General features: G+C 63.8%; 19 protein-coding genes. 8 read left to right on the top strand and 11 right to left on the bottom strand.

What is annotated here, in order from left to right:
- Positions 1-42 precede the first annotated feature (42 nt).
- The 5 genes from K5607_RS07150 to adh form a co-directional block, all read right to left on the bottom strand.
- A complete protein-coding gene (locus K5607_RS07150) occupies positions 43-855 on the bottom strand; it encodes a TOBE domain-containing protein (protein WP_221048646.1) in 813 nt (270 codons plus the stop codon).
- Positions 852-1,979: a molybdenum ABC transporter ATP-binding protein gene (modC, locus tag K5607_RS07145; RefSeq protein WP_221048645.1), complete on the bottom strand. Its 1,128-nt coding sequence runs from the start codon at positions 1,977-1,979 to the stop codon at positions 852-854. The genes K5607_RS07150 and modC overlap by 4 nt, the downstream gene beginning before the upstream one ends.
- A 5-nt stretch (positions 1,980-1,984) precedes the next feature.
- Positions 1,985-2,671, bottom strand: coding sequence for a molybdate ABC transporter permease subunit (gene modB, locus K5607_RS07140; protein ID WP_221048644.1), 687 nt, complete (start codon positions 2,669-2,671; stop codon positions 1,985-1,987).
- A 338-nt stretch (positions 2,672-3,009) separates the two neighbouring features.
- Positions 3,010-3,387: a DUF779 domain-containing protein gene (locus K5607_RS07135; RefSeq protein ID WP_054773416.1), complete on the bottom strand. Its 378-nt coding sequence runs from the start codon at positions 3,385-3,387 to the stop codon at positions 3,010-3,012.
- An 8-nt stretch (positions 3,388-3,395) separates the two neighbouring features.
- Positions 3,396-4,916 carry an aldehyde dehydrogenase gene (gene adh, locus K5607_RS07130; protein WP_221048643.1) on the bottom strand — a complete coding sequence of 507 codons (1,521 nt, stop codon included), beginning with the start codon at positions 4,914-4,916 and terminating at the stop codon, positions 3,396-3,398.
- A 262-nt stretch (positions 4,917-5,178) separates the two neighbouring features.
- On the opposite strand from adh, the gene fdnG reads away from it, so the two are divergent.
- The 6 genes from fdnG to fdhE are packed head-to-tail and all read left to right on the top strand — an operon-like array spanning position 5,179 to position 11,612.
- Complete coding sequence (fdnG, locus tag K5607_RS07125) at positions 5,179-8,379, top strand: formate dehydrogenase-N subunit alpha (RefSeq protein WP_221048642.1); 3,201 nt, start codon at positions 5,179-5,181, stop codon at positions 8,377-8,379.
- A 2-nt stretch (positions 8,380-8,381) separates the two neighbouring features.
- Positions 8,382-9,254 carry a formate dehydrogenase subunit beta gene (gene fdxH, locus K5607_RS07120; RefSeq protein ID WP_054773418.1) on the top strand — a complete coding sequence of 291 codons (873 nt, stop codon included), beginning with the start codon at positions 8,382-8,384 and terminating at the stop codon, positions 9,252-9,254.
- Positions 9,251-9,874, top strand: coding sequence for a formate dehydrogenase subunit gamma (locus tag K5607_RS07115; RefSeq protein WP_221048641.1), 624 nt, complete (start codon positions 9,251-9,253; stop codon positions 9,872-9,874). The genes fdxH and K5607_RS07115 overlap by 4 nt, the downstream gene beginning before the upstream one ends.
- A gap of 10 nt (positions 9,875-9,884) precedes the next feature.
- Positions 9,885-10,529, top strand: a complete 645-nt coding sequence (locus tag K5607_RS07110; protein WP_054773420.1) for a hypothetical protein — start codon at positions 9,885-9,887, stop codon at positions 10,527-10,529.
- A complete protein-coding gene (locus K5607_RS07105) occupies positions 10,526-10,732 on the top strand; it encodes an OST-HTH/LOTUS domain-containing protein (RefSeq protein ID WP_246598979.1) in 207 nt (68 codons plus the stop codon). Before K5607_RS07110 ends, K5607_RS07105 begins: the two co-directional genes overlap by 4 nt.
- Positions 10,725-11,612, top strand: coding sequence for a formate dehydrogenase accessory protein FdhE (gene fdhE, locus K5607_RS07100; RefSeq protein ID WP_082411477.1), 888 nt, complete (start codon positions 10,725-10,727; stop codon positions 11,610-11,612). The genes K5607_RS07105 and fdhE overlap by 8 nt, the downstream gene beginning before the upstream one ends.
- 37 nt (positions 11,613-11,649) lie before the next feature.
- Here the strand turns inward: fdhE and K5607_RS07095 are convergent, their stop codons facing one another.
- Entirely contained in the window at positions 11,650-12,822 is a 1,173-nt protein-coding gene (locus tag K5607_RS07095) for an MFS transporter (protein ID WP_246598978.1), read from the bottom strand.
- Between the two features lie 237 nt (positions 12,823-13,059).
- Here K5607_RS07095 and K5607_RS07090 point away from each other — a divergent pair, with 237 nt between their 5' ends.
- Positions 13,060-13,380: a carboxymuconolactone decarboxylase family protein gene (locus K5607_RS07090; protein ID WP_221048640.1), complete on the top strand. Its 321-nt coding sequence runs from the start codon at positions 13,060-13,062 to the stop codon at positions 13,378-13,380.
- 66 nt (positions 13,381-13,446) lie between these two features.
- Positions 13,447-14,493 carry an NAD(P)-dependent alcohol dehydrogenase gene (locus K5607_RS07085; RefSeq protein ID WP_221048639.1) on the top strand — a complete coding sequence of 349 codons (1,047 nt, stop codon included), beginning with the start codon at positions 13,447-13,449 and terminating at the stop codon, positions 14,491-14,493.
- Positions 14,494-14,545: 52 nt separating this feature from the next.
- Here the strand turns inward: K5607_RS07085 and K5607_RS07080 are convergent, their stop codons facing one another.
- The 5 genes from K5607_RS07080 to K5607_RS07060 form a co-directional block, all read right to left on the bottom strand.
- On the bottom strand, positions 14,546-14,755 hold the full coding sequence (locus K5607_RS07080; protein WP_221048638.1) for a formate dehydrogenase subunit delta: 210 nt from the start codon (positions 14,753-14,755) through the stop codon (positions 14,546-14,548).
- A gap of 11 nt (positions 14,756-14,766) precedes the next feature.
- Positions 14,767-15,591: a formate dehydrogenase accessory sulfurtransferase FdhD gene (fdhD, locus tag K5607_RS07075; protein WP_246598977.1), complete on the bottom strand. Its 825-nt coding sequence runs from the start codon at positions 15,589-15,591 to the stop codon at positions 14,767-14,769.
- Positions 15,592-15,593: 2 nt separating this feature from the next.
- On the bottom strand, positions 15,594-18,443 hold the full coding sequence (fdhF, locus tag K5607_RS07070; RefSeq protein WP_221048637.1) for a formate dehydrogenase subunit alpha: 2,850 nt from the start codon (positions 18,441-18,443) through the stop codon (positions 15,594-15,596).
- A 133-nt stretch (positions 18,444-18,576) separates the two neighbouring features.
- A complete protein-coding gene (locus K5607_RS07065) occupies positions 18,577-20,124 on the bottom strand; it encodes a formate dehydrogenase beta subunit (RefSeq protein WP_054773953.1) in 1,548 nt (515 codons plus the stop codon).
- Positions 20,124-20,606: a formate dehydrogenase subunit gamma gene (locus tag K5607_RS07060; protein WP_054773952.1), complete on the bottom strand. Its 483-nt coding sequence runs from the start codon at positions 20,604-20,606 to the stop codon at positions 20,124-20,126. The genes K5607_RS07065 and K5607_RS07060 overlap by 1 nt, the downstream gene beginning before the upstream one ends.
- Between the last annotated feature and the right edge of the window lie 96 nt (positions 20,607-20,702).

Here is a 20,702-nt window from a genome sequence, read left to right as displayed (position 1 = left end):
TAGGCGCGGCGTCATCGGCCGCCGCGCCCGACCTTATGACGACTAGGCGGCCACGCCGAGAATCACCGCCCCGGCCTTGAACACCGCGGTGGCGGCGCTGCCTTCCTTCAAGCCCAGGTCCTCCACCGCGTCGTTGGTGACGGTGGCGTAAACCGTATCGCCGCCCGGCAGTTGAATCACCACTTCCGCGTTCACCGCGCCTTTCTGCACGCGAACGACACTGCCCGTCAGCTGGTTGCGGGCGCTCAAGCGATACGGCCCCATGTCGGTGACGATGACCACCTGGGGCGCTTTCACCAGCGCCACCACATCCACGTCCGCCGCGATCCCCAGGGTTTGCAAAGACTCCATGGTAACGGCGGCCACCAGCGTATCGCCGCCCTTGAGGCTCACCACGACTTCGGCATTGACCGCGCCCGGCCTGACTTCCGCCACTTTTCCGAAAAACTGGTTACGCGCACTGGCTTTCATCAGCATTCTCCTGGCTAAAAACAAAAATTCCGGATCGGCCGCCAAATCGTCGTTGAGTCCGCGCAGGAATTGGCGATGTTCTTCCTGCAAACGCCGGTATAACCCCAGCAGGCTTTGCCCCGCCGCGGTGAGCGCCGTGCCGCCGCCGTGGCGGCCACCCACGGCGGTGGACACCAGCACCCGCGGCGACAGGTTGTTGGCCCGCTCCACCATTTCCCAAGCGCCTTTGTAACTGAGGCCGACGGCCTTGGCGGCCTGGTTGATGGAGCCGCTGGCGTCGATCGCGGCCAGCAGACGGAACAGCTTTTCGTTGAGGCCGCCCGCCAGGCGCAACTCGCCCTCCACCAAGCCGGGCGGCGCCGGGGGCTGTTTCGGTTCGCTCATGCATCGTTCTCCTGGCTGGATGGCGCGCCGGAAGATCCATCGCCGCCATCCCAGCCGTCGGTCAGATAATGGAACGAGCGCGCTTTGATCAGGCAATAGACTTGCGCGCCCTCCCGCAGATCCAGCTCGGCGCAAGCGTGGCGCGACACCTCGGCCAGCAAGGGCGCGCCGGCGTCGATGGCGATGCGCATGGCGCCGTTGAATTCGCGCACGCCGACGACGCGGCCGCCGATTTGGTTCTGGATGGAAGTGCCCGCCACGGCGTGGCGCGCCAGGGCAACGTCGCCAGCGGCCAAGGCCAGATAAGCCGTCTCGCCTGCCCGCCGCTGCGCCTGCATGGGCACGCGCAACACCTGCCCACCCACCGCCATCTCGGTGCATCCGCCTTCCGGATCGTGGCCGACCACCGACGCCGCCAGGATATTCTCCGGCACCGCCACTTTGGCTTCGGCCAGCCGTCCTTCCGCCACCAGCCGTTGCAAAACGCCGGCAGCGACCACCCGGCCTTCGGCCACCAAGGCCAGGCGGTCGGTGAGATGAAGAATTTCCGCCAGGCTGTGGGATACGTACACCATGGGCAGGCCCAGCTCGTCCTTGATGCGCTTGAGGAACGGCAATATCTGCGCCTTCAGTCCCTGGTCCAGGGAAGCCAGGGGCTCGTCCAGCAACAACAGGCGCGGCGCGGCCAAAAGCGACCGCCCCAACGCCACCCGCTGGCGCTCGCCACCGGACAGCTGGCGCGGCCGGGCTTGCAGCAACGGCGCCAGTTCCAGCAAATCGACAATGTCGTCGAAACGGAACACGCCGTTGCCGCCCGGCCGGCGACAGCCGTACAGCAGGTTGCCGCGCACCGAATAATGGGGAAACAGCTGGCTGTCCTGGAACACCAGCCCCACCCGGCGGCGATGGGCGGGCAGGCAAATGCCCCGCTCGCTGTCGAACAGCACCTCGCCGTCCAGCTCCACCCGGCCGCGCTGCGGCCGCGCCAGGCCGGCCGCGACAGCGAGCAAAGTGCTCTTGCCGGAACCGGAGCGGCCGAACAAACCGGTGACCGGTGCGTCCGCCTCCAATTGCGCCGCCAGGGTGAATCGCCCCCGGCTCAGCACCACGTCCAATCGCAACACGACGCCTACTCTCCCAACAGACGCTTGCTGCGCCTGCCCAGCAGATCGCTGGCCATCAGCGCGCCGAACGCCACCGCCATGGACAACCACACCAGCCGGTAGGCGGCGTCGTCGCCCCCGGGGGTTTGCGTCAAGGTGAAAAACGCCAGGGGCAACGTGCGGGTTTCCCCGAGGATATTGCCGACGAAGGTAATGGTGGCGCCGAATTCGCCCAGCCCCCGGGCGAAACCCAGCACCGTGCCGGCGATGATGCCCGGCAGCGACAAAGGCAAGGTAACGGTGAAAAACACCCGCCAAGGGCCCGAGCCCAAGGTACTGGCGGCCTGCTCCAAACGCGGCTCAATGGCGGCCATGGACAGGCGGATCGCCTGCACCATCAACGGGAACCCCATCACCCCGGCGGCGATGGCCGCGCCTTTCCAGGTGAAAGCGACGGTCACGCCGAACCAGTCGAACAAGCGGACGCCCAGCCAGCCGTTGCGGCCGAAGGTCAACAACAGCACGTAGCCCACCACCACCGGTGGCAGCACCAGCGGCAGGTGCAGCAAGGCCTCCAGCAAGGCCTTGCCGGGAAAAGCGCGGCGCGCCAACAGCCACGCCAACGCCACCGCCAACGGCAACGTGGCGGCGACCGAGCAAACGCTGACCTTTACCGACAGCAGCAACGCGGACTGCTCTTCCGGCGTCAGCATGCCGGCCTCCAGCCCGCGCACCGAGCCGGTGCCGCCGCACCGCGACGGACCTCGAAAACCGCCATTTTCAACGCCCCACCATCGTTATTTAGAGCCATATATTACGAAATTGCCCGGCACGCCGCCTGAAAACGGTTTGGTTGGGTTTTGGGGATACAAACATCGTGCCGGAGCTAGGCTTGGGGCGAAACGGTGAGATGAAGGCCGCCGATCCAGTCCCCTCTCCCTCCGGGAGAGGGTTAGGGTGAGGGGGGGGAGCGCAGCGAGGGGTTAGGAGCTTAACTTAACGGCATTGGGGTCAGGGTGAGGGAGATAAAAAAGCGCCCTGACCGGCTTGCCTAAACACCGACCCTGGCGCCCTCCCCCAACGCCGCCGCTTCCTCGTCGCTGAACAAGCGGGAACGGGTGAGGAATCGCACGCCTTCGGCGCTTTCCAGGGAAAACTGCCCACCCCGGCCCGGCACCACGTCGATGATGAGCTGGGTGTGTTTCCAATACTCGTACTGGGAAGCGCTGATATAGAACGGGCTGCCGCCGATGTCGCCCAGCAGCACGTCGTTATCGCCCACCAGCAGCTCCCCTTGCGGGTAGCACATGGGCGCGCTGCCGTCGCAGCAGCCGCCCGATTGGTGAAACATCAACGGGCCGTGCTTGGCCTTGAGGGTTTCCACCAAGGCCAGGGCGGCCTCGGTGGCGACGACCTTGCGGGTGTCCACCGGCCGGCTCAGAAAAAGCCCAGGGCTTTCGGGCTGTAGCTGACCAGCAGGTTCTTGGTCTGCTGGTAGTGATCCAGCATCATCTTGTGGGTTTCCCGGCCGATGCCCGATTGCTTGTAGCCGCCGAACGCCGCGTGGGCCGGATAGGCGTGGTAGCAGTTGGTCCATACGCGGCCCGCCTTGATCTCGCGGCCCATGCGATAAGCCAAGGTGCCGTCCCGGCTCCAAACGCCGGCCCCCAGGCCGTACAGCGTGTCGTTGGCCATGACCAGGGCTTCGTCCTTGTCCTTGAAGGTGGCGACCGACACCACCGGGCCGAAGATCTCCTCCTGGAAGATGCGCATTTTATTGTGGCCGCGAAACACCGTGGGCTTGATGTAATAGCCGTCCTGCAACTCCCCCGCCATTACGTTGCGCTCGCCGCCGATCAGGCACTGGGCGCCTTCCTGCTTGCCGATGTCGATGTAGGAGAGGATTTTCTCCAGCTGCTCGCTGGAGGTCTGCGCGGCGATCATGGTGTCCGGCTCGAAAGGATGGCCTTGCTTGATGGCCGCCACCCGCTTGAGCGCCTTCTCCATGAAGCGCTCGTAGATGGACTCCTGGATCAGGGCGCGGGACGGGCAGGTGCACACCTCGCCCTGGTTGAGGGCGAACATGACGAAGCCTTCCACCGCCTTGTCGAAAAAAGCGTCGTCCTGGGCGCACACGTCCTCGAAGAAGATGTTGGGCGACTTGCCGCCCAACTCCAGCGTCACCGGAATCAGGTTCTGCGAAGCGTACTGCATGATGAGCCGGCCGGTGGTGGTTTCGCCGGTGAAGGCGATCTTGGCGATGCGGCTGCTGGTAGCCAAGGGCTTGCCTGCCTCCAGGCCGAAACCGTTGACCACGTTGACCACGCCCGCCGGCAGCAGATCGGCGATCAGCTCGATCAGCACCAGGATGGAGGTGGGCGTCTGCTCGGCGGGCTTCAACACCACGCAGTTGCCGGCGGCCAAGGCCGGCGCCAGCTTCCAAACGGCCATGAGGATGGGGAAATTCCACGGGATGATCTGCCCCACCACGCCCAGCGGCTCGTGGAAATGGTAGGCCACCGTATCGTCGTCGATTTCCGACAGGCTGCCTTCCTGGGCGCGGACGCAGCCGGCGAAATAGCGGAAGTGGTCGATAGCCAGCGGGATGTCGGCCGCCAGGGTTTCGCGGATGGGCTTGCCGTTGTCCAGGGTTTCCGCCGCGGCCAGGGTCGCAAGGTTCGCCTCCATGCGGTCGGCGATCTTCAGCAGCAGATTGGCCCGCTCGGCGACCGGCGTGCGGCCCCAGGCGTCGCGGGCGGCATGGGCCGCGTCCAACGCCAGTTCGATGTCGTCGCTGCTGGACCTTGCCGCTTCGCAGTACACCTGACCGGTGATTGGGGTGATATTTTCGAAGTATCGGCCCTGGACCGGCGGCACCCAGCGTCCGCCGATGAAGTTGTCGTAGCGCTTTTTCAAGGGGACCGTGTAACCGAAACGGCTGGGATCGAATGTGCTCATGCCCTGCTCTCCTCAGTGATGCATTTTTGTGTTTTAGCCGCCCCCCATAAGGGCGCGGGGATGCGGCCCGTTTTTGCCCGTCGCTTAAGCGCTCGAAAATGGCGACAATAATAAAATAAGCGGATTGCGCCGCGTTGCACAGGAGACCACAACGCCCGGAAAGCGTTTTGCGGAACTCCCCCGGCGCCAGGATGCCCAAGTTAACATCGTTTTCCAACCACACACCCAAGCCTAGCGCAACTTCCCAGCCCAGGAGGACACCATGCAAGTCACACGACGCCAGTTTTTCAAGCTGAGCGCGACCACCCTGGGCGGCTCCTCCCTAGCGGCTCTGGGCTTTTCGCCCAGCGAGGCCCTGGCCGAAGTGCGCACTTTCAAGCTGGCGCGCACCACCGAAACCCGCAACACCTGCCCCTATTGCTCGGTGGCCTGCGGCCTCATCATGTACAGCCTGGGCGACAAGGCGAAGAACGCCAAGGCGGAAATCATCCACATCGAAGGCGACCCGGACCATCCGGTGAGCCGCGGCAGCCTGTGTCCCAAGGGGGCGGGCCTGCTGGATTTCGTCCGCAGTCCGACGCGCCTCAAATACCCGGAATACCGCGCCCCCGGCAGCAAGGAATGGAAGCGGGTGTCCTGGGAGTGGGCCATGCAGCGCGTCGCCCAGTTGCTGAAGGAAGACCGCGACCAGAACTTCATCGCCAAGAACGACCAGGGCCAGACCGTCAACCGCTGGACCTCCCTGGGCTTTTTGGCCGCTTCCGCCGCCTCCAACGAAACCGGCTACCTCACCAACAAGATCGCCCGCGCGCTGGGCATCGTCATGCTCGACAGCCAGGCGCGCATTTGCCACGCCCCGTCCGTGGCGGCCCTGGCTTCCAGCTTCGGCCGCGGCGCCATGACCAACACCTGGATGGACATCAAGAACGCCGACGTGATCCTGGTGATGGGCGGCAATCCAGCCGAGGCCCATCCGGTGGGCTTCAAGTGGGCGGTGGAAGCCAAGGCCAAGAACAAGGCCAAGCTGATCGTGGTAGACCCGCGCTTCAACCGCACGGCGGCGGTGGCCGATTTCTACGCGCCGATCCGCGCCGGCAGCGACATCGCCTTCCTCAACGGCGTCATGCGTTATCTGTTGGAAAACGAAGCCATCAACCGCGAGTACGTGACGGCTTACAGCAACGCCGCCTTCATCGTGCGCGAGGACTTCCGCTTCGAGGACGGTTTGTTCAGCGGCTACGACGCCGGCAAGAGCGAGCAGCAGTACGACCGTAGCAGCTGGAACTACGAGCTGGACGACCAAGGCTACGCCAAGGTGGACACCACCTTGCAGCACCCGCGCTGCGTGTTCCAATTGCTCAAGGCGCACGTGGAGCGCTACACGCCGGACAAGGTGACGGAGCTGACCGGCACGCCGAAAGACGCCTTCCTGAAAATCTGCGAGCTGATCGCATCCACCGCCGTGCCCAGCCGCACCCTGACGAGTTTGTACGCCCTGGGCTGGACCCACCACACCGTAGGCGTGCAGAACATCCGCGCCATGGCCATGATCCAGCTGTTGCTGGGCAACATGGGCGTCTCCGGCGGCGGCGTCAACGCCCTGCGCGGCCACTCCAACATCCAGGGGCTGAGCGATCTGGGCCTGCTCACCGACATGTTGCCCGGCTACATCACCTTGCCCAAGGACAGCGAAACCGGCCGCGCCGGCTATTTGGAAAAGCGCGCCTTCAAGCCGCTGCGGCCGGGCCAGCTCAGCTACTGGTCCAACCTGCCCAAGTTCCACACCAGTTTGATGAAGGCCTGGTACGGCAAGGCGGCGACCAAGGACAACGATTGGTGCTACGACTGGCTGCCCAAGCTGGACAAGCCCTACGACAGCCTGCGCATGTTCGACCTGATGGCGCAGGGCAAGGTCAACGGCTTTATCTGCCAAGGCTTCAACCCGCTGGCTTCCTACCCCAACAAGGCCAAGGTCGCCGCCGCCCTGGCCAAGCTCAAGTTCCTGGTGGTGATGGACCCCCTGGCGACGGACACCTCCGAATTCTGGCAGAACCACGGCGAGCACAACCCGGTGAATCCGGCCGATATCCAGACCGAAGTGCTGCGCCTGCCCACCACCTGCTTCGCCGAGGAGGACGGCTCCCTGGTCAACAGCTCGCGCTGGCTGCAATGGCACTGGAAAGGCGCGGAGCCGCCGGGCGAGGCGCGCAACGACGTGGAGATCATGTCCGATTTGTACCTGCGGCTGCGCGACGCTTACCGCAAGGACGGCGGCGCTTTCCCCGAGCCCATCCTCAACCTGCACTGGCCCTATCAGAAAGCCGAGGAACCCTCGCCGGAAGAACTGGCCAAGGAATACAGCGGCTACGCCCTAGCCGACATCGCCGATCCCAAAGACCCGGGCAAAATCCTGGTCAAGGCCGGCCAGCAGCTGGCCGGTTTTGCCCAGTTGCAGGACGACGGCAGCACCGCCTGCGGCAACTGGGTGTTCAGCGGCTCCTGGACCGAAGCCGGCAACCAGATGGCGCGCCGCGATACGTCCGACCCCACCGGTTTGGGTATCGCTCCCAACTGGGCCTGGGCCTGGCCGGCCAACCGGCGCATCCTCTACAACCGCGCTTCCTGCGACCCGGCCGGCAAGCCCTGGAACGAAAAGCGCCGCATCATCCAGTGGGACGGCAACAAGTGGAGCGGCCTGGACGTGCCCGATTACAAAGCGGACGTCGCGCCCGGCAACGACATGGCGCCCTTCATCATGAATCCGGAAGGCGTCGGCCGCTTATTCGCCGCCGACCGGCTGGCCGACGGCCCGTTCCCCGAGCACTACGAGCCCTACGAAACCCCGCTGGGCACCAATCCGCTGCACCCCAAAGTGGTCAGCAACCCGGCGGCGCGCGTGTTCCCCGGCGACAAGGCCATGCTGGGCGGCAAGGAGGATTTCCCCTATGTCGCCACCACCTACCGCCTGACCGAGCATTTCAACTGCTGGACCAGCCATGTGCGCATCAACGCCTCGCTGCAACCGGAACAGTTCGTGGAAATCGGCCAGGAGCTGGCGCGGGAGCTGAGCATCGCCAACGGCGAGATCGTCACCGTGCGCTCCAAGCGCGGCTTCATCAAGGCCGTGGCCATGGTCACCAAGCGCATCAAGCCGCTGTCCGTGGCCGGCCAGACCGTGCACCAGATCGGCGTGCCGGTGCACTGGGGTTTCCAGGGCCAGACCCGCAAGGGCTTTTTCGCCAACAACCTGACGCCGTATTTGGGCGACGCCAACACCCAGACGCCGGAGTTCAAAGCGTTTTTAGTCAACGTGGAGAAAGACCTGAGCGAACTCATGCCCCACACCCACAAGCCCGGCGAAGAACACGAGCACCAGCACCGCCACGGCGAGGACGAGGATAGCCGCGCGACGCAGAAGACGTCGCTGCTGATGCGGTTGCTCAAAGGCACTACGGAGGTATAAGCATGGCATTGCAATCCCTAGACATCCTGCGCCGCTCCGCCACCACCACGCCGTCGCCCAGCCAGCGGCAGATGACGGAAGTGGCCAAGCTCATCGACGTCAGCAAGTGCATCGGCTGCAAGGCTTGCCAATCGGCTTGCCAGGAGTGGAACGATCTGCGCGAGGAGGTGGGCGTCAACGTGGGCTCCTACCAGAATCCCCACGACCTCACCGCCAACAGCTGGACCCTGATGCGCTTCGCCGAAACCGAAGCCAACGGCCACCTGGAATGGCTGATCCGCAAGGACGGCTGCATGCACTGCGCCGATCCCGGCTGCCTCAAGGCCTGCCCCTCGCCCGGCGCCATCATCCAATACAGCAACGGCATCGTCGATTTCCACGAGGAAGCCTGCATCGGCTGCGGCTACTGCGTCGCCGGCTGCCCGTTCAACGTGCCGCGCATCTCGCAGAAGGACAGCAAGGCCTACAAGTGCACCCTCTGCTCGGATCGGGTCTCGGTCGGCCTGGAACCGGCCTGCATCAAGTCCTGCCCGACCCAGGCCCTGGTGTTCGGCAGCAAGGAGGACATGATCGAGCACGCCAACGAGCGCATCGCCGACTTGAAGGAACGGGGTTTCGACAACGCCGGCCTGTACAACCCGGAAGGGGTGGGCGGCACCCACGTCATGTACGTGCTGCACCACGCCGACAAGCCGGAACTGTACAACGGATTGCCGAAGAATCCCCACATCAGCGCCGTGGTGGGCTTCTGGAAAGGTCTGTTCAAGCCCTTCGCCACGGCGGCTCTGCTGCTCACCGGCCTGGCCGGCTTTTTCCACTACGTCACCGTCGGCCCCAACGAAGCGGAAGAAGAGGACAAGGAGAAAACGCCATGAAACCGATCAACCGCTACAGCGCGGCCGAGCGCCTCAATCACTGGCTCACCGCCGTCACCTTCCTGCTGCTGGCCTTCTCCGGCCTGGCCCTGTTCCACCCGTCCATGTTCTGGTTCAGCCAGTTGTTCGGCGGCGGCACTTGGACGCGCATCCTGCACCCTTACATCGGCGTAGCGATGTTCCTGTCCTTTTCCGGCCTGGCGCTGAAGTTCTGGCACCACAACCTCATCACCCGCAACGACGTCGCTTGGCTGCGCCGCATCAACGACGTGATGCACAACCGGGAAGAAGGCCTGCCGGAAGTGGATCGCTACAACGCCGGCCAGAAGCTGCTGTTCTGGACCATGACGCTCGCCATACCCACGTTGCTGATCACCGGCGTCGTCATCTGGCGCCCCTGGTTCGCCGGCAATTTCGCCATCGACACCCTGCGCTGGGCGGTGCTGATCCACGCCCTGGCGGCCTTCGTCATGATCGCCGGCATCATCGTCCACATCTACGCCGCCATCTGGATACGCGGCACCGTCGGCGCCATGGTCCGCGGCACCGTCACCCGCGCCTGGGCGGCCAAGCATCATCCGGGGTGGTATAAGCGGGTGATGAGAGGCGAGGAGCATTGAGAACCGCAACGTGAGCCAAGCGGACAACTCGTTTATGGGAACGAGCGAATGGCAACAGCTACACGTCGAACTCCAGCAACGCATGGGGCGCAACCTGATGCTGTTCCAAGCAATCGAGGGCGCATTAAAAATGCTGTTGCCATACATTCATCCCGATGGAAGCAAGAAAAGCGGCGTCGATTCCTTGCGTAGTTTTAGAGGTGCACTAAAGGGCCAAACCTTGGGCCAGTTGATCGGGGCATACAAACAATCCGTCGATATAACTGGCGAAGGACTAACCGATAACGAATGCCAAGACACTTTTGAGCGACAACTAAAAAAACTCCTCGACTCACGAAATACCCTGGTTCATGGTTTTTTCCGGCAACCCGGCATCTCAACGCTAACGAAGGAAGAAATGCAAAATGCACTGCGATTCCTGGACGACCAATACCGTCAAGCGCAATCCTTTTATCGCGACATAGCCCCGAGCCTTTGTTTCCTAACGAAGGCGCTACTGGAAAGCAGTAACGCTCAAAATGAGGACCTGCGTCAGTTGCACGACTTGCTGGCGAGACATATAGCATCGTACACCACGATAAATGTCCACACTGCCCCCCTGACTGGGCAGATACCGACATTATCAAGCTACTCAAGCTCGCCGAACGTGAAATGAAAGACACTGAAGGCTGGACGCATTTAGGACAAGCAGGAAAATTCATTAAAAATCAAAACCCAGCCATCACCCCGAAAATCTACGGACTCGCCTCCCTCAGAGAGGTGTTGGTTACCTCGGAAGCTTTCGATATTCGAGAGGAAGGAACAACCATTTTATACAGAAGCAAAGTTCGTTATGTCGAGGTGTTAATCAATGGGTGATCCTCTTTCGGGCTCCCAGGAAACGGCTCGGGAGCAAACGAATAACCTGATAAGGTTACCCGACGCAACAACCCTGTTCCATCACCGCGCAGCCCGCTTCCGCCAGTTGGCCTGCAAACAGCAGAGCATGGCCGGATACTTGTCGCTGCTAGCCGAACTGGCGGAAATCCAGCACTGCCTAGCTGAGCGCTTTACCGAGCTGCCGCCGCCGGCCAAAAACACGGGCCTGCCACTGGACATCGTTGCAGCAAACAGCGCCCCCGCTTGGCGGGAAGCGTTGCGCCATATCGCCATGCGCATGGAAGAGAAGCCAAGCGCCGTGGGCACCGCCCTGGTGCGCATCGGCCGCGCCAACGACGCCGAAATGGCTGGCTGGGCGGAGGCATTGCTGCTAGGCACATTCGACCGTATCGACACCGCCCTGGCACCTTTCGTCGCCGCGGCGCTGCAGGCCTTTTGGACAAGCCAGGCCGCCGGCCTTAACAGCACACAGCTGACTGCGCCGCAACAGCCGAACCTCTGCCCCGCCTGCGGCTCCCCCCCGGTCGCCAGCCTGCTGCACAGCGGCGGCGACCTGCACGGCCTGCGCTACCTGTGCTGCTCGCTATGCGCCACCCAATGGAACCGGCCTCGCATCCACTGCGCCCACTGCGGTTCGAACGAGAAAATGGCTTATTACGGCATCGAAGGCGCGGCCGACGCCGTCAAAGCCGAGGCCTGCGGTGGCTGCCGCGCCTACCTGAAAATCATGGACCGGGAAAAAGACACGCAAGTCGATCCCTTCGCCGACGACATCGCCACCTTGGCGCTGGACTTGCTGATGGCCGAGGAATCCTACCAGCGGCTCGGAGTTAATCTGCTGTTGCTGCCGGGGACATGATCCCGGCGCGCCGACGGGCCAGGCGTCTCGCGGCGAATCAGAACCTTGCGCTGAATCGGCGAAACGCCACCCACAGCGTCAAGTCGTAAGCGATCTTCAAAGCCCCGCAAGCCACCAACGGCACGTCGAGCCAGCCGGCGGCGATCAGGACACCCCCCAAGGTCGGGCTGACCGCCGACGCCAGGCTGCGCGGCACCGCGGTAAAGCTGGCCGCGGCGGCCCGCTCCTGCGGCGTGACCACGCTCATGACAAAGGCCCCTCGGGCCGGCACGTCCATTTGCGACAGCAGGGATCGCAGCAGCAGCAAACCGATGGCCGTTTCCAAACCGGGCGAAAGCGCCGCGCCGATCAGGCAAAGGTTGGCGGGAATGTGAGTGAAGACCATGGTGTTGAGCAAGCCGATGCGCCGGGCCAAGCGGGGCGCGGCCAGTTGGGAAGTGGCGGTGAGCAAGCCGGCCCAGAAGAAAAAACTCCCGGCGGCCGCCAGGGACAGGTCGAAACGCTTAAACAGCCACAACGCCAGCAGCGAATTGACCGCCAAACCGCCGGCGAAAGAATCCACCGAAAACAGCGCCGCCAGCTTCAGCACCACGGCACGGGACGGTCCCAGCGGCTGCGGCGGCGGCGACTTGTCTCCATGCAGCGCCGGCAAGCGCCGGTATAACAGCCACACCAAGCCGCCTTGCAAACCGTAAAGCGCGAACATCGCCCGGAGCGCATCGAGCCGGTCCAAGCCCGCCATGAGAACGAGACGATCGGGCCATGCGACGGCCAAGGCGCCGAGGGCGGCGAACAAGGACCCGAGCAGGCTGTAACGGGCGAACAGCGCCGTGCGCGCTTCGCCGTGGGCGGCCTCCGCCAGGCGGGCGTGTTCCAACGGCACGAACAGGCTGACGTCGCCGGAACTGGGATTGAGAGTGCCGAAGAAAGCGATCAGCAGCAGCGGCCAAAAGGCCGATTGGGCGGCGAAGGCGAAGCCGGTGAGGGCCATGAGCAAGGCCGCCGCGAGGAGCAAACGCCGATGCTGAAAACGATGGCCCCAGGCGCCCACCGCCAGGGTGGTCGCGGCGGTGCCCAGCAAAGTGGCGCTGGAGAGGAAGCCTACCTGCCAAGTATCGAAACCCAGCGCCAGCAAGTAGACCGGCAGCAGCACCGCCACGTAGCCGTCGGCGAAGGCCCGCAAAGCGCGCCCCACGAGGAGCGGCAACACATGCCCGTCCGCGCCTTTGGGAAGCAACAACCGGCGCATCATAAATTTCGTGACAAACGGTACGCCCCGGTCAAAATCGTGACGAAACAAAAAAAGACGCGACAACGGGCGCAAGCGATCGGCTCAATTGCGGCGGGTAGCGCCCTTCTCCGCCGGCAACCTGCTACTTTTGTGCTGTATGGCCTTGGCTGACCAGGCCGATACTCCCTGCCGCAACAGAATTCCGCGAGGCGACTCATGAACAATGATACCGTTCCCAGAAACTACGTGCTGCAAAAGAAGGAACATCAAGGGTTTATGGCGGCGGTCGAGGCCCTGGGCAAGACCGTCCGCGAGCAAGGCCCCATCGACGAAAAAACCGCCCACCTGATTCAAATGGCGGCGGCCGTCGCAATCCATTCCGAAGGATCGGTGCACAGCCACGTCAGGCGCGCTTTGGCGGCCGGCGCCAGCGCCGACGAAATCAACCACGCCATCATCTTGTTGACCAGCACCATCGGTTTTCCCACGGTCAGTGCCGCTTTGAGCTGGGCCAACGATATACTGGCGGAAGAATGACCGGGCGCTTCCCTACCCGGGCGATGCGCCCCTTTGCTTAACATCCCATCCAGCGAGGTTGCAACCATGCTCAAAACCCCCGCCTACGCCGCCCCTTCCGCCAACGCGCCGCTGGCGCCCTACGCCATCGAGCGCCGCCAGCCGGGGCCGCACGACGTGCTGATCGACATTCTCTACTGCGGCGTTTGCCATTCCGACATCCACCAGGCCCGCGACGAATGGGGCGGCTCCATCTTCCCCATGGTGCCCGGCCACGAAATCGTCGGCCGTATCGCCCAAGTCGGCAACCGGGTCGAACAATGGCGAGCGGGCGATACGGTGGGCGTCGGCTGCTTCGTCGACTCCTGCCGCGTTTGCGAAGCCTGCCGGGACGGCGAGGAGCAATACTGCGAGAACGGCGCCAATTTCACCTACAACAGCCGCGAGAAGGACGGCAAAACGCCCACTTACGGCGGCTACTCCAGCCGCATCACGGTGGACGAAGGCTATGTGCTGCGCATTCCCGCCGGCATTCCGCTGGACCGGGCGGCGCCGCTGCTCTGCGCCGGCATCACCACTTACTCGCCGCTGCGCCGCTTCGGCGTGCAAGCCGGCCAGCAAGTGGCCGTCGTGGGACTGGGGGGACTGGGCCACATGGGGGTGAAACTGGCCAAGGCCATGGGCGCCAAAGTGACCGTGCTCAGCCACTCGCCGAGCAAGCGCGACGACGCGCTGCGGCTGGGCGCGGACGATTTCGTCGCCACCCGCGATGCGGTGGCCTTCGCCGACCATGCCGGGCGCTTCGACTTTATCCTGGACACGGTGTCGGCCGGCCACGATTACAACGCTTATCTGGGCCTTTTGCGCCGCGACGGCACCATGGTGCTGGTGGGCATGCCGGAGCCGACGGCGCTGTCCGCCGGCGCGTTGATCATGGGCCGGCGCCGTTTGTCCGGGTCGTTGATCGGCGGCATCCGCGAAACGCAGGAGATGCTGGATTTCTGCGCCGAACACGGCGTGGCGGCGGACGTGGAATTGATAGCCATGCAGGACATCAACGACGCCTACGAGCGCATGCTGAAGAGCGACGTGCGCTATCGCTTCGTGATCGATATGGCGAGCTTGAAGGGCTGAGAAAGCCGCGAAGGCTCCCGCGCGAGTTCCGTGGGAGCCGGAAAGATGGGGACTACCCCAGCCGCTGCACGGCCTGCTGCACGATATCCTTCAGCCCCGCGCCGCCGGACTGCTGGAATTCGACGATCTGGCGGCGCATGCGCGGATCCCAGAATTTTTTCAGATGGTCGGCAACGCCGGCGATAGCCGTTTCGCTGTCGGTTTCCGCGGAAAAGAAAGTACCGATGTCATTGGCCATTTTGACCAGCTGTTCGATGTGCATGGCTTTGAGTGTCAGTGATAAAACAAACGTTGGGGATGGGAATAGACGTTGTGGTCCCGACCCCTGGCGAACCCCACCAGGGTCAGACCGCATGCCTCGGCCAACCGGATGGCCAAACCGGTGGGAGCGGAAACCGCCGCCAACAGCGCGATGCCGGCGGTAGCGGTTTTCTGCACCATTTCGTAACTGGCGCGGCTGGTGACGACCACGAAGCCGTTTTTCAAATCGACCGCGTGCTTAACAAGGGCGCCGATCAGCTTGTCCAAGGCATTGTGGCGGCCGACGTCCTCCCGAATGAACTGGATTTCGCCGTCGAGATTGGCCCAAGCCGCGCCGTGCACGGCCCCGGTAACGCCGTTGAGGGTCTGCCCCTCCTTCAGGCTTTCCAGGGCGCGGGCCACCGATTCGGTGGCAACCCGCACGCCGTCGCCCACCGGCGACGGCGTGCGCACCGCTTCGTCCAGGCTGTTGGTGCCGCACAGGCCGCAGCCGGTGCGGCCGGCCATGCTGCGGCCCCGCTGGGACAAGGCGCGAAAATTATCGCCGGGAATTTTCAGCCACACTTCCACGCCTTTTTCCTGCCGGCGGATTTCCCGCAGACTGATCTGGCCGGCGTCGGCGACGATGCCCTCGCTGAGGCTGAAGCCCACGGCGAAGTCCTCCAGATCGTCCGGCGTCGCCAACATGACGGTGTAAGGCACGCCGTTGTAAATCAGCGCCACGGGAACCTCCTCCGCCACGTAGTCCCGCGTCTGGGTCAGCAGGCCGTTGCGAAAACGCTGCACGGCGCTTTCGCTATAGTTGCCCGCCTCCCCCATCGGCAAGACTTCCGTCACGGTCAGGCGGCTCCCACGGGGGCGCGCTGCTCCAACAGCGACTGTTGCTGCTCGCTGAACTCCTGATACTGCTGCTGCCATTCGGACGGCTGGGTCACGGGCAACACCTGCACCGCCGTCACTTTGTATTCCGGGCAGTTGGTGGCCCAGTCGGAATTGTCGGTGGTGATGACGTTGGCGCCGGAGAACGGGTGGTGGAAGGTGGTGTACACCACGCCCGGCTGCATGCGCTCCGACACCAGGGCGCGCAGCACGGTTTCGCCGGAGCGGCTCTTGATGCCAACCCAAGCGCCGTCCTTGATGCCGCGATCCTCCGCGTCGTGGGGATGGATTTCCAGCCGGTCTTCCGGGTGCCAGGCGGTGTTGGCGGTGCGCCGGGTCTGGGCGCCCACGTTGTACTGCGACAGGATGCGGCCGGTGGTGAGGATCAGCGGGTATTTGCTGCTGGTGCGCTCCTCCGTCGGCACGTATTCGGTCACCTGGAACAAGCCCTTGCCGCGAACGAAGTGGTCCACGTGCATGAGCGGCGTGCCCTCCGGGGCTTCGTCGTTGCACGGCCACTGGATGCTGCCCTTCTCTTCCAGCTTGGCGTAGCTGACGCCGTGGAACTGCGGCGTCAAACGGGCGATTTCGTCCATGATTTCCGACGGATCTTTGTAGTTCATGGGATAACCCAACGCGTTGGACAACGCCTGGGTCACTTCCCAATCCGCCTTGCCGCCCAGCGGCGCCATCACTTTGCGCACGCGGGAAATGCGGCGTTCGGCATTGGTGAACGTGCCGTCCTTTTCCAGGAAGGAGGAGCCCGGCAGGAACACGTGGGCGAACTTGGCGGTTTCGTTGAGGAACAGGTCCTGCACCACGACGCATTCCATGGCGCTCAGGGCGGACAATACGTGCTGGGTGTCCGGATCGGACTGGGCGATATCCTCGCCTTCCACGTACAGCCCCAGGAACGTGCCGTCCAGGGCGGCGGAGAACATGTTGGGGATACGCAGGCCGGGCTCGCTTTCCAGCGTCACGCCCCATTCCTTCTCGAACAAGCCGCGGGTGGCCGGTTCGGACACGTGGCGGTACCCGGGCAGTTCGTGGGGGAAGGACCCCATGTCGCAGGAACCCTGCACGTTGTTCTGGCCGCGCAACGGATTGACGCCCACGCCTTCGCGGCCGACGTTGCCGGTGGCCATGGCCAGGTTGGCGATGCCGATGACGGTGGTGGAACCCTGGCTGTGCTCGGTCACGCCCAAGCCGTAGTAGATGGCGCCGTTGCCGCCGGTGGCGTACAAGCGCGCCGCTCCGCGCACGGCGTCAGCCGCCACGCCGGTGACGGCTTCCATGGCTTCCGGCGAATTGCGTTCCTCCGCCACGAAAGACTTCCACTTGGCGTAGGATTCCATATCGCAACGCTCGGCCACGTAGGCTTCGTTCAGCAGGCCTTCGGTGACGATGACGTGGGCGAGGGAGTTCACCAGGGCGACGTTGGTGCCGGGCTTGAGCTTCAAGTGGTACTCGGCCTGCACGTGGGGCGACTTCACCAGGTCGATGTTGCGCGGATCGGCCACGATCAGCTTGGCGCCCTGGCGCAAGCGCTTCTTCATCAGGGAACCGAACACCGGATGGCCGTCGGTGGGATTGGCGCCGATCACCAGGATCACGTCGCTTTTCATCACCGAATCGAAGTTCTGCGTGCCGGAGGATTCGCCCAAGGTGCGCTTCAGGCCGTAGCCGGTGGGCGAATGGCAGACGCGGGCGCAAGTATCCACGTTGTTGTTGCCGAAACCGGCGCGCACCAGCTTCTGCACCAAATAGGTTTCTTCGTTGGTGCAACGGCTGGAGGTGATACCGCCCACGGACTGGCGGCCGTATTTTTCCTGGATCGCTTTGAAGCGGCTGGCGGCATAGCCGATGGCCTCTTCCCAGCTCACTTCGCGCCACGCGTCCGTGATCTTCTCGCGGATCATGGGTTTGGTGATGCGGTCCTTATGGGTGGCATAGCCGAAAGCGAAGCGGCCTTTCACGCAGGAATGGCCGTGGTTGGCGCCGCCGTCCTTGTACGGGGTCATGCGCACCACTTCGCTGCCCTTCATTTCCGCCACGAAAGCGCAGCCCACGCCGCAATAGGCGCAGGTGGTGACGATGCCGTGTTCCGGCTGGCCCTGCTCGATGACGGACTTTTCCATCAGGGTGGCGGTGGGGCAAGCTTGCACGCAGGCACCGCAGGACACGCATTCGGAGTCCAGGAACGGCTGGTTCTGGCTCGGGGAGACTTTGGAATCGAAGCCGCGGCCTTCGATGGTCAAGGCGAACGTGCCCTGCACTTCCGAGCAGGCCCGCACGCAACGGGAACAGACGATGCACTTGCTGGGTTCGAAAGTGAAATACGGGTTGCTGGTGTCCTTCTCGGACTGGAGGTGGTTCTCGCCCTCGTAGCCGTAACGCACTTCGCGCAGGCCGACCTTGCCGGCCATGTCCTGCAATTCGCAGTTGCCGTTGGCGGAACAGGTGAGGCAGTCCAGCGGATGATCGGAGATGTACAGCTCCATGATGTTGCGGCGCAGTCCGCCCAAACGCTCGTTTTGGGTCACGACCTTCATGCCCTCGCCCACCGGCGTGGTACAGGAGGCCGGCAGACCGCGGCCGCCTTCGATCTGCACCACGCACAGGCGACAGGAACCGAACGGCTCCAAACTGTCGGTGGCGCACAGCTTGGGAATTTCGATGCCGATGCTGGCAGCGGCGCGCATGATGGAGGTGCCTTCCGGCACGGTAACGCTGAAGCCGTCGATTTCCAGGGTAACCGGTTTGGCCGACGTGCTGGCGGGAGTACCGTAATCTTTTTCGCGTAGGGACATGGTGTTCACCTCTACCGGATAGAGTCGCCAGTGGGATTGGACCACGCCGATGCCTCTTTGCAAGAGGCCGTCGGCACAATCCCGAGTATAGCTCTCGGGATTTCGTAGTCCAACCCTATCGGCTACAGGGGGTTTATGCCGCTTCGGGCTTGGCGGCGCCGAAATCCTCGGGGAAATGGTTCAAAGCGCTCAACACCGGGTACGGCGTCATGCCGCCCAGGGCGCACAAGGAACCACCCAGCATGGTGTCGCACAAATCGCGCAACAGCAGCAGGTTCTTGTCGTGTTCACGATTGGCGATGATGCGATCCATCACTTCCACGCCGCGGGTGGAGCCGATGCGGCAGGGAGTGCACTTGCCGCAGGATTCCGCCGCGCAGAACTCCATGGCGTAGCGGGCCATACGGGCCATGTCCACCGTATCGTCGAAAGCGACGATGCCGCCGTGGCCCAGCACCGCCCACAGGGCGGCGAAAGCCTCGTAGTCCAGCGGCGTGTCGAACTGGGATTCGGGAAGGAAAGCGCCCAAGGGACCGCCCACCTGCACGGCGCGAATCGGCCGGCCGGACGCGGAACCGCCGCCGTAGTCGTAGAGAATCTCCCGCAGCGTCACGCCGAAAGCTTTCTCGATCAGGCCCGGCCGCTTGATGTTGCCGGCCAACTGGATCGGCAAGGTGCCGCGGGAACGGCCCATGCCGAAATCGCGGTAATGGGTGCCGCCCTTGTCCAAGATGATGGGCACGGACGCCAGGGAAATGACGTTGTTGACGATGGTGGGCTTGCCGAACAGGCCGACAATGGCCGGCAGCGGCGGCTTGAAGCGCACCAAGCCGCGCTTGCCTTCCAGGCTTTCCAAAAGCGCCGTCTCCTCGCCGCACACATAAGCGCCGGCGCCCACGCGCACCTCGAGGTCGAAGGACTTGCCGCTGCCGCAGAGGCTCTGGCCCAGGTAGCCGGCCCGATAAGCGGCGGCGATGGCCTCGTTCAAGATGGTCAGGGCATTGGGGTATTCCACGCGCAGATAGATATAGCCCTGAGTGGCGCCCACCGCCAGGCCGGCGATGGTCATGCCTTCGATCAGCACGAAGGGATCGCCTTCCATGATCATGCGGTCGGAGAAAGTGCCGGAATCGCCTTCGTCGGCGTTGCAGACGATGTATTTCTGATCGCTGGGCGCGTTCAGCACCGTGTTCCACTTGATGCCGGTGGGGAAAGCCGCGCCGCCGCGGCCGCGCAGGCCGGAGTCGGTGACTTCCTTGACGATGTCGGCCGGCTGCATGGCCAGCGCGTTCTTCAAGCCCCGGTAGCCGTCGTGGGACAAATAATCTTCCAGGCTGACCGGGTCGGTGATGCCGACGCGGGCGTTGGTCAAACGCTCCTGGTTTTTCAAATACAGAATTTCCTCGGTGGCGCCCAAGCTCAACGCGTGGCTCTTGCCTTCGAGGAAACCGGCGTCGAACAGGCCGGGCACGTCCTGGGGCTGCACCGGGCCGTAAGCCACGCGGCCGGCGACGGTGGAGACCTCCACCATGGGCTCGGCCCAATACAGGCCGCGCGAGCCGTTGCGCACCAGTTTCAGTTCGACGCCGCGCTGGGCGGCTTCGCGGCGGATGGCCTCGGCCACCCGTTCGGCGCCCAGGGATACGGCGCTGGAATCACGAGGTACGTAGACGGTAGCCATCACGCGCCCTCCTTCAGGGTCTTCAGCAATGTGTCAAAACCCTCCGCCGTTACCCGGCCGAGCACTTCCTTATCGACCATCAGCGCGGGCGAGCAAGCGCAGTTGCCCAAGCAATACATGGGCTCCAGGCTGACGACGCCGTCGCTGGTGGTTTCGTGGTAGTCGATGCCTAAACGCTGCTTCACGTGGGCCTCCAAAGCAACGCCGCCCATGGATTGGCAGGACTCCGCCCGGCACAGGTAAACCGTGTGCTTGCCCGGCGGCGTGGTGCGGAAATAGTGGTAAAAGCTGATGACGCCATGAACGTCGGCGCGGGACAGATTCAACGCGTCGGCAATGGTCGGCACCGCGTCCGGCGGCACGTAACCCAGCTCATCCTGGATACCGTGCAAGATAGGCAGCAACGCCCCCGGCTGGTTGGCCATGCGGGAGGTTATGTCGCGCACAACGTTCTGTTGACTGTCAGTCGTGGAGTCGGTCATCACCACCTCGTGAATGCGGGGATTCGGTAGAATAATTGGGGTTAAAGCGTGAGTCCCTGAACGTCCTCGGCGTGCGGATTGGCTAGCCGTGGGAAT

The sequence above is a fragment of the Methylogaea oryzae genome, from assembly GCF_019669985.1.
In the GTDB taxonomy this organism is placed as follows: domain Bacteria; phylum Pseudomonadota; class Gammaproteobacteria; order Methylococcales; family Methylococcaceae; genus Methylogaea; species Methylogaea oryzae.
Note: the sequence above shows the minus strand (reverse complement) of the source record. Positions and strands in the feature narration are given on the sequence as shown.

Excerpts from the sequence above, each read along its gene's own strand:
- K5607_RS07150 (WP_221048646.1), bottom strand. The coding sequence starts at position 855 with ATGAGCGAACCGAAACAGCCCCCGGCGCCGCCCGGCTTGGTGGAGGGC.
- modB (WP_221048644.1), bottom strand. The coding sequence starts at position 2,671 with ATGCTGACGCCGGAAGAGCAGTCCGCGTTGCTGCTGTCGGTAAAGGTC.
- adh (WP_221048643.1), bottom strand. The coding sequence starts at position 4,916 with ATGAGCACATTCGATCCCAGCCGTTTCGGTTACACGGTCCCCTTGAAA.
- fdnG (WP_221048642.1), top strand. The coding sequence starts at position 5,179 with ATGCAAGTCACACGACGCCAGTTTTTCAAGCTGAGCGCGACCACCCTG.
- fdxH (WP_054773418.1), top strand. The coding sequence starts at position 8,382 with ATGGCATTGCAATCCCTAGACATCCTGCGCCGCTCCGCCACCACCACG.
- K5607_RS07115 (WP_221048641.1), top strand. The coding sequence starts at position 9,251 with ATGAAACCGATCAACCGCTACAGCGCGGCCGAGCGCCTCAATCACTGG.
- K5607_RS07105 (WP_246598979.1), top strand. The coding sequence starts at position 10,526 with ATGAAAGACACTGAAGGCTGGACGCATTTAGGACAAGCAGGAAAATTC.
- fdhE (WP_082411477.1), top strand. The coding sequence starts at position 10,725 with ATGGGTGATCCTCTTTCGGGCTCCCAGGAAACGGCTCGGGAGCAAACG.
- K5607_RS07090 (WP_221048640.1), top strand. The coding sequence starts at position 13,060 with ATGAACAATGATACCGTTCCCAGAAACTACGTGCTGCAAAAGAAGGAA.
- K5607_RS07085 (WP_221048639.1), top strand. The coding sequence starts at position 13,447 with ATGCTCAAAACCCCCGCCTACGCCGCCCCTTCCGCCAACGCGCCGCTG.
- K5607_RS07080 (WP_221048638.1), bottom strand. The coding sequence starts at position 14,755 with ATGCACATCGAACAGCTGGTCAAAATGGCCAATGACATCGGTACTTTC.
- fdhF (WP_221048637.1), bottom strand. The coding sequence starts at position 18,443 with ATGTCCCTACGCGAAAAAGATTACGGTACTCCCGCCAGCACGTCGGCC.
- K5607_RS07065 (WP_054773953.1), bottom strand. The coding sequence starts at position 20,124 with ATGGCTACCGTCTACGTACCTCGTGATTCCAGCGCCGTATCCCTGGGC.
- K5607_RS07060 (WP_054773952.1), bottom strand. The coding sequence starts at position 20,606 with ATGACCGACTCCACGACTGACAGTCAACAGAACGTTGTGCGCGACATA.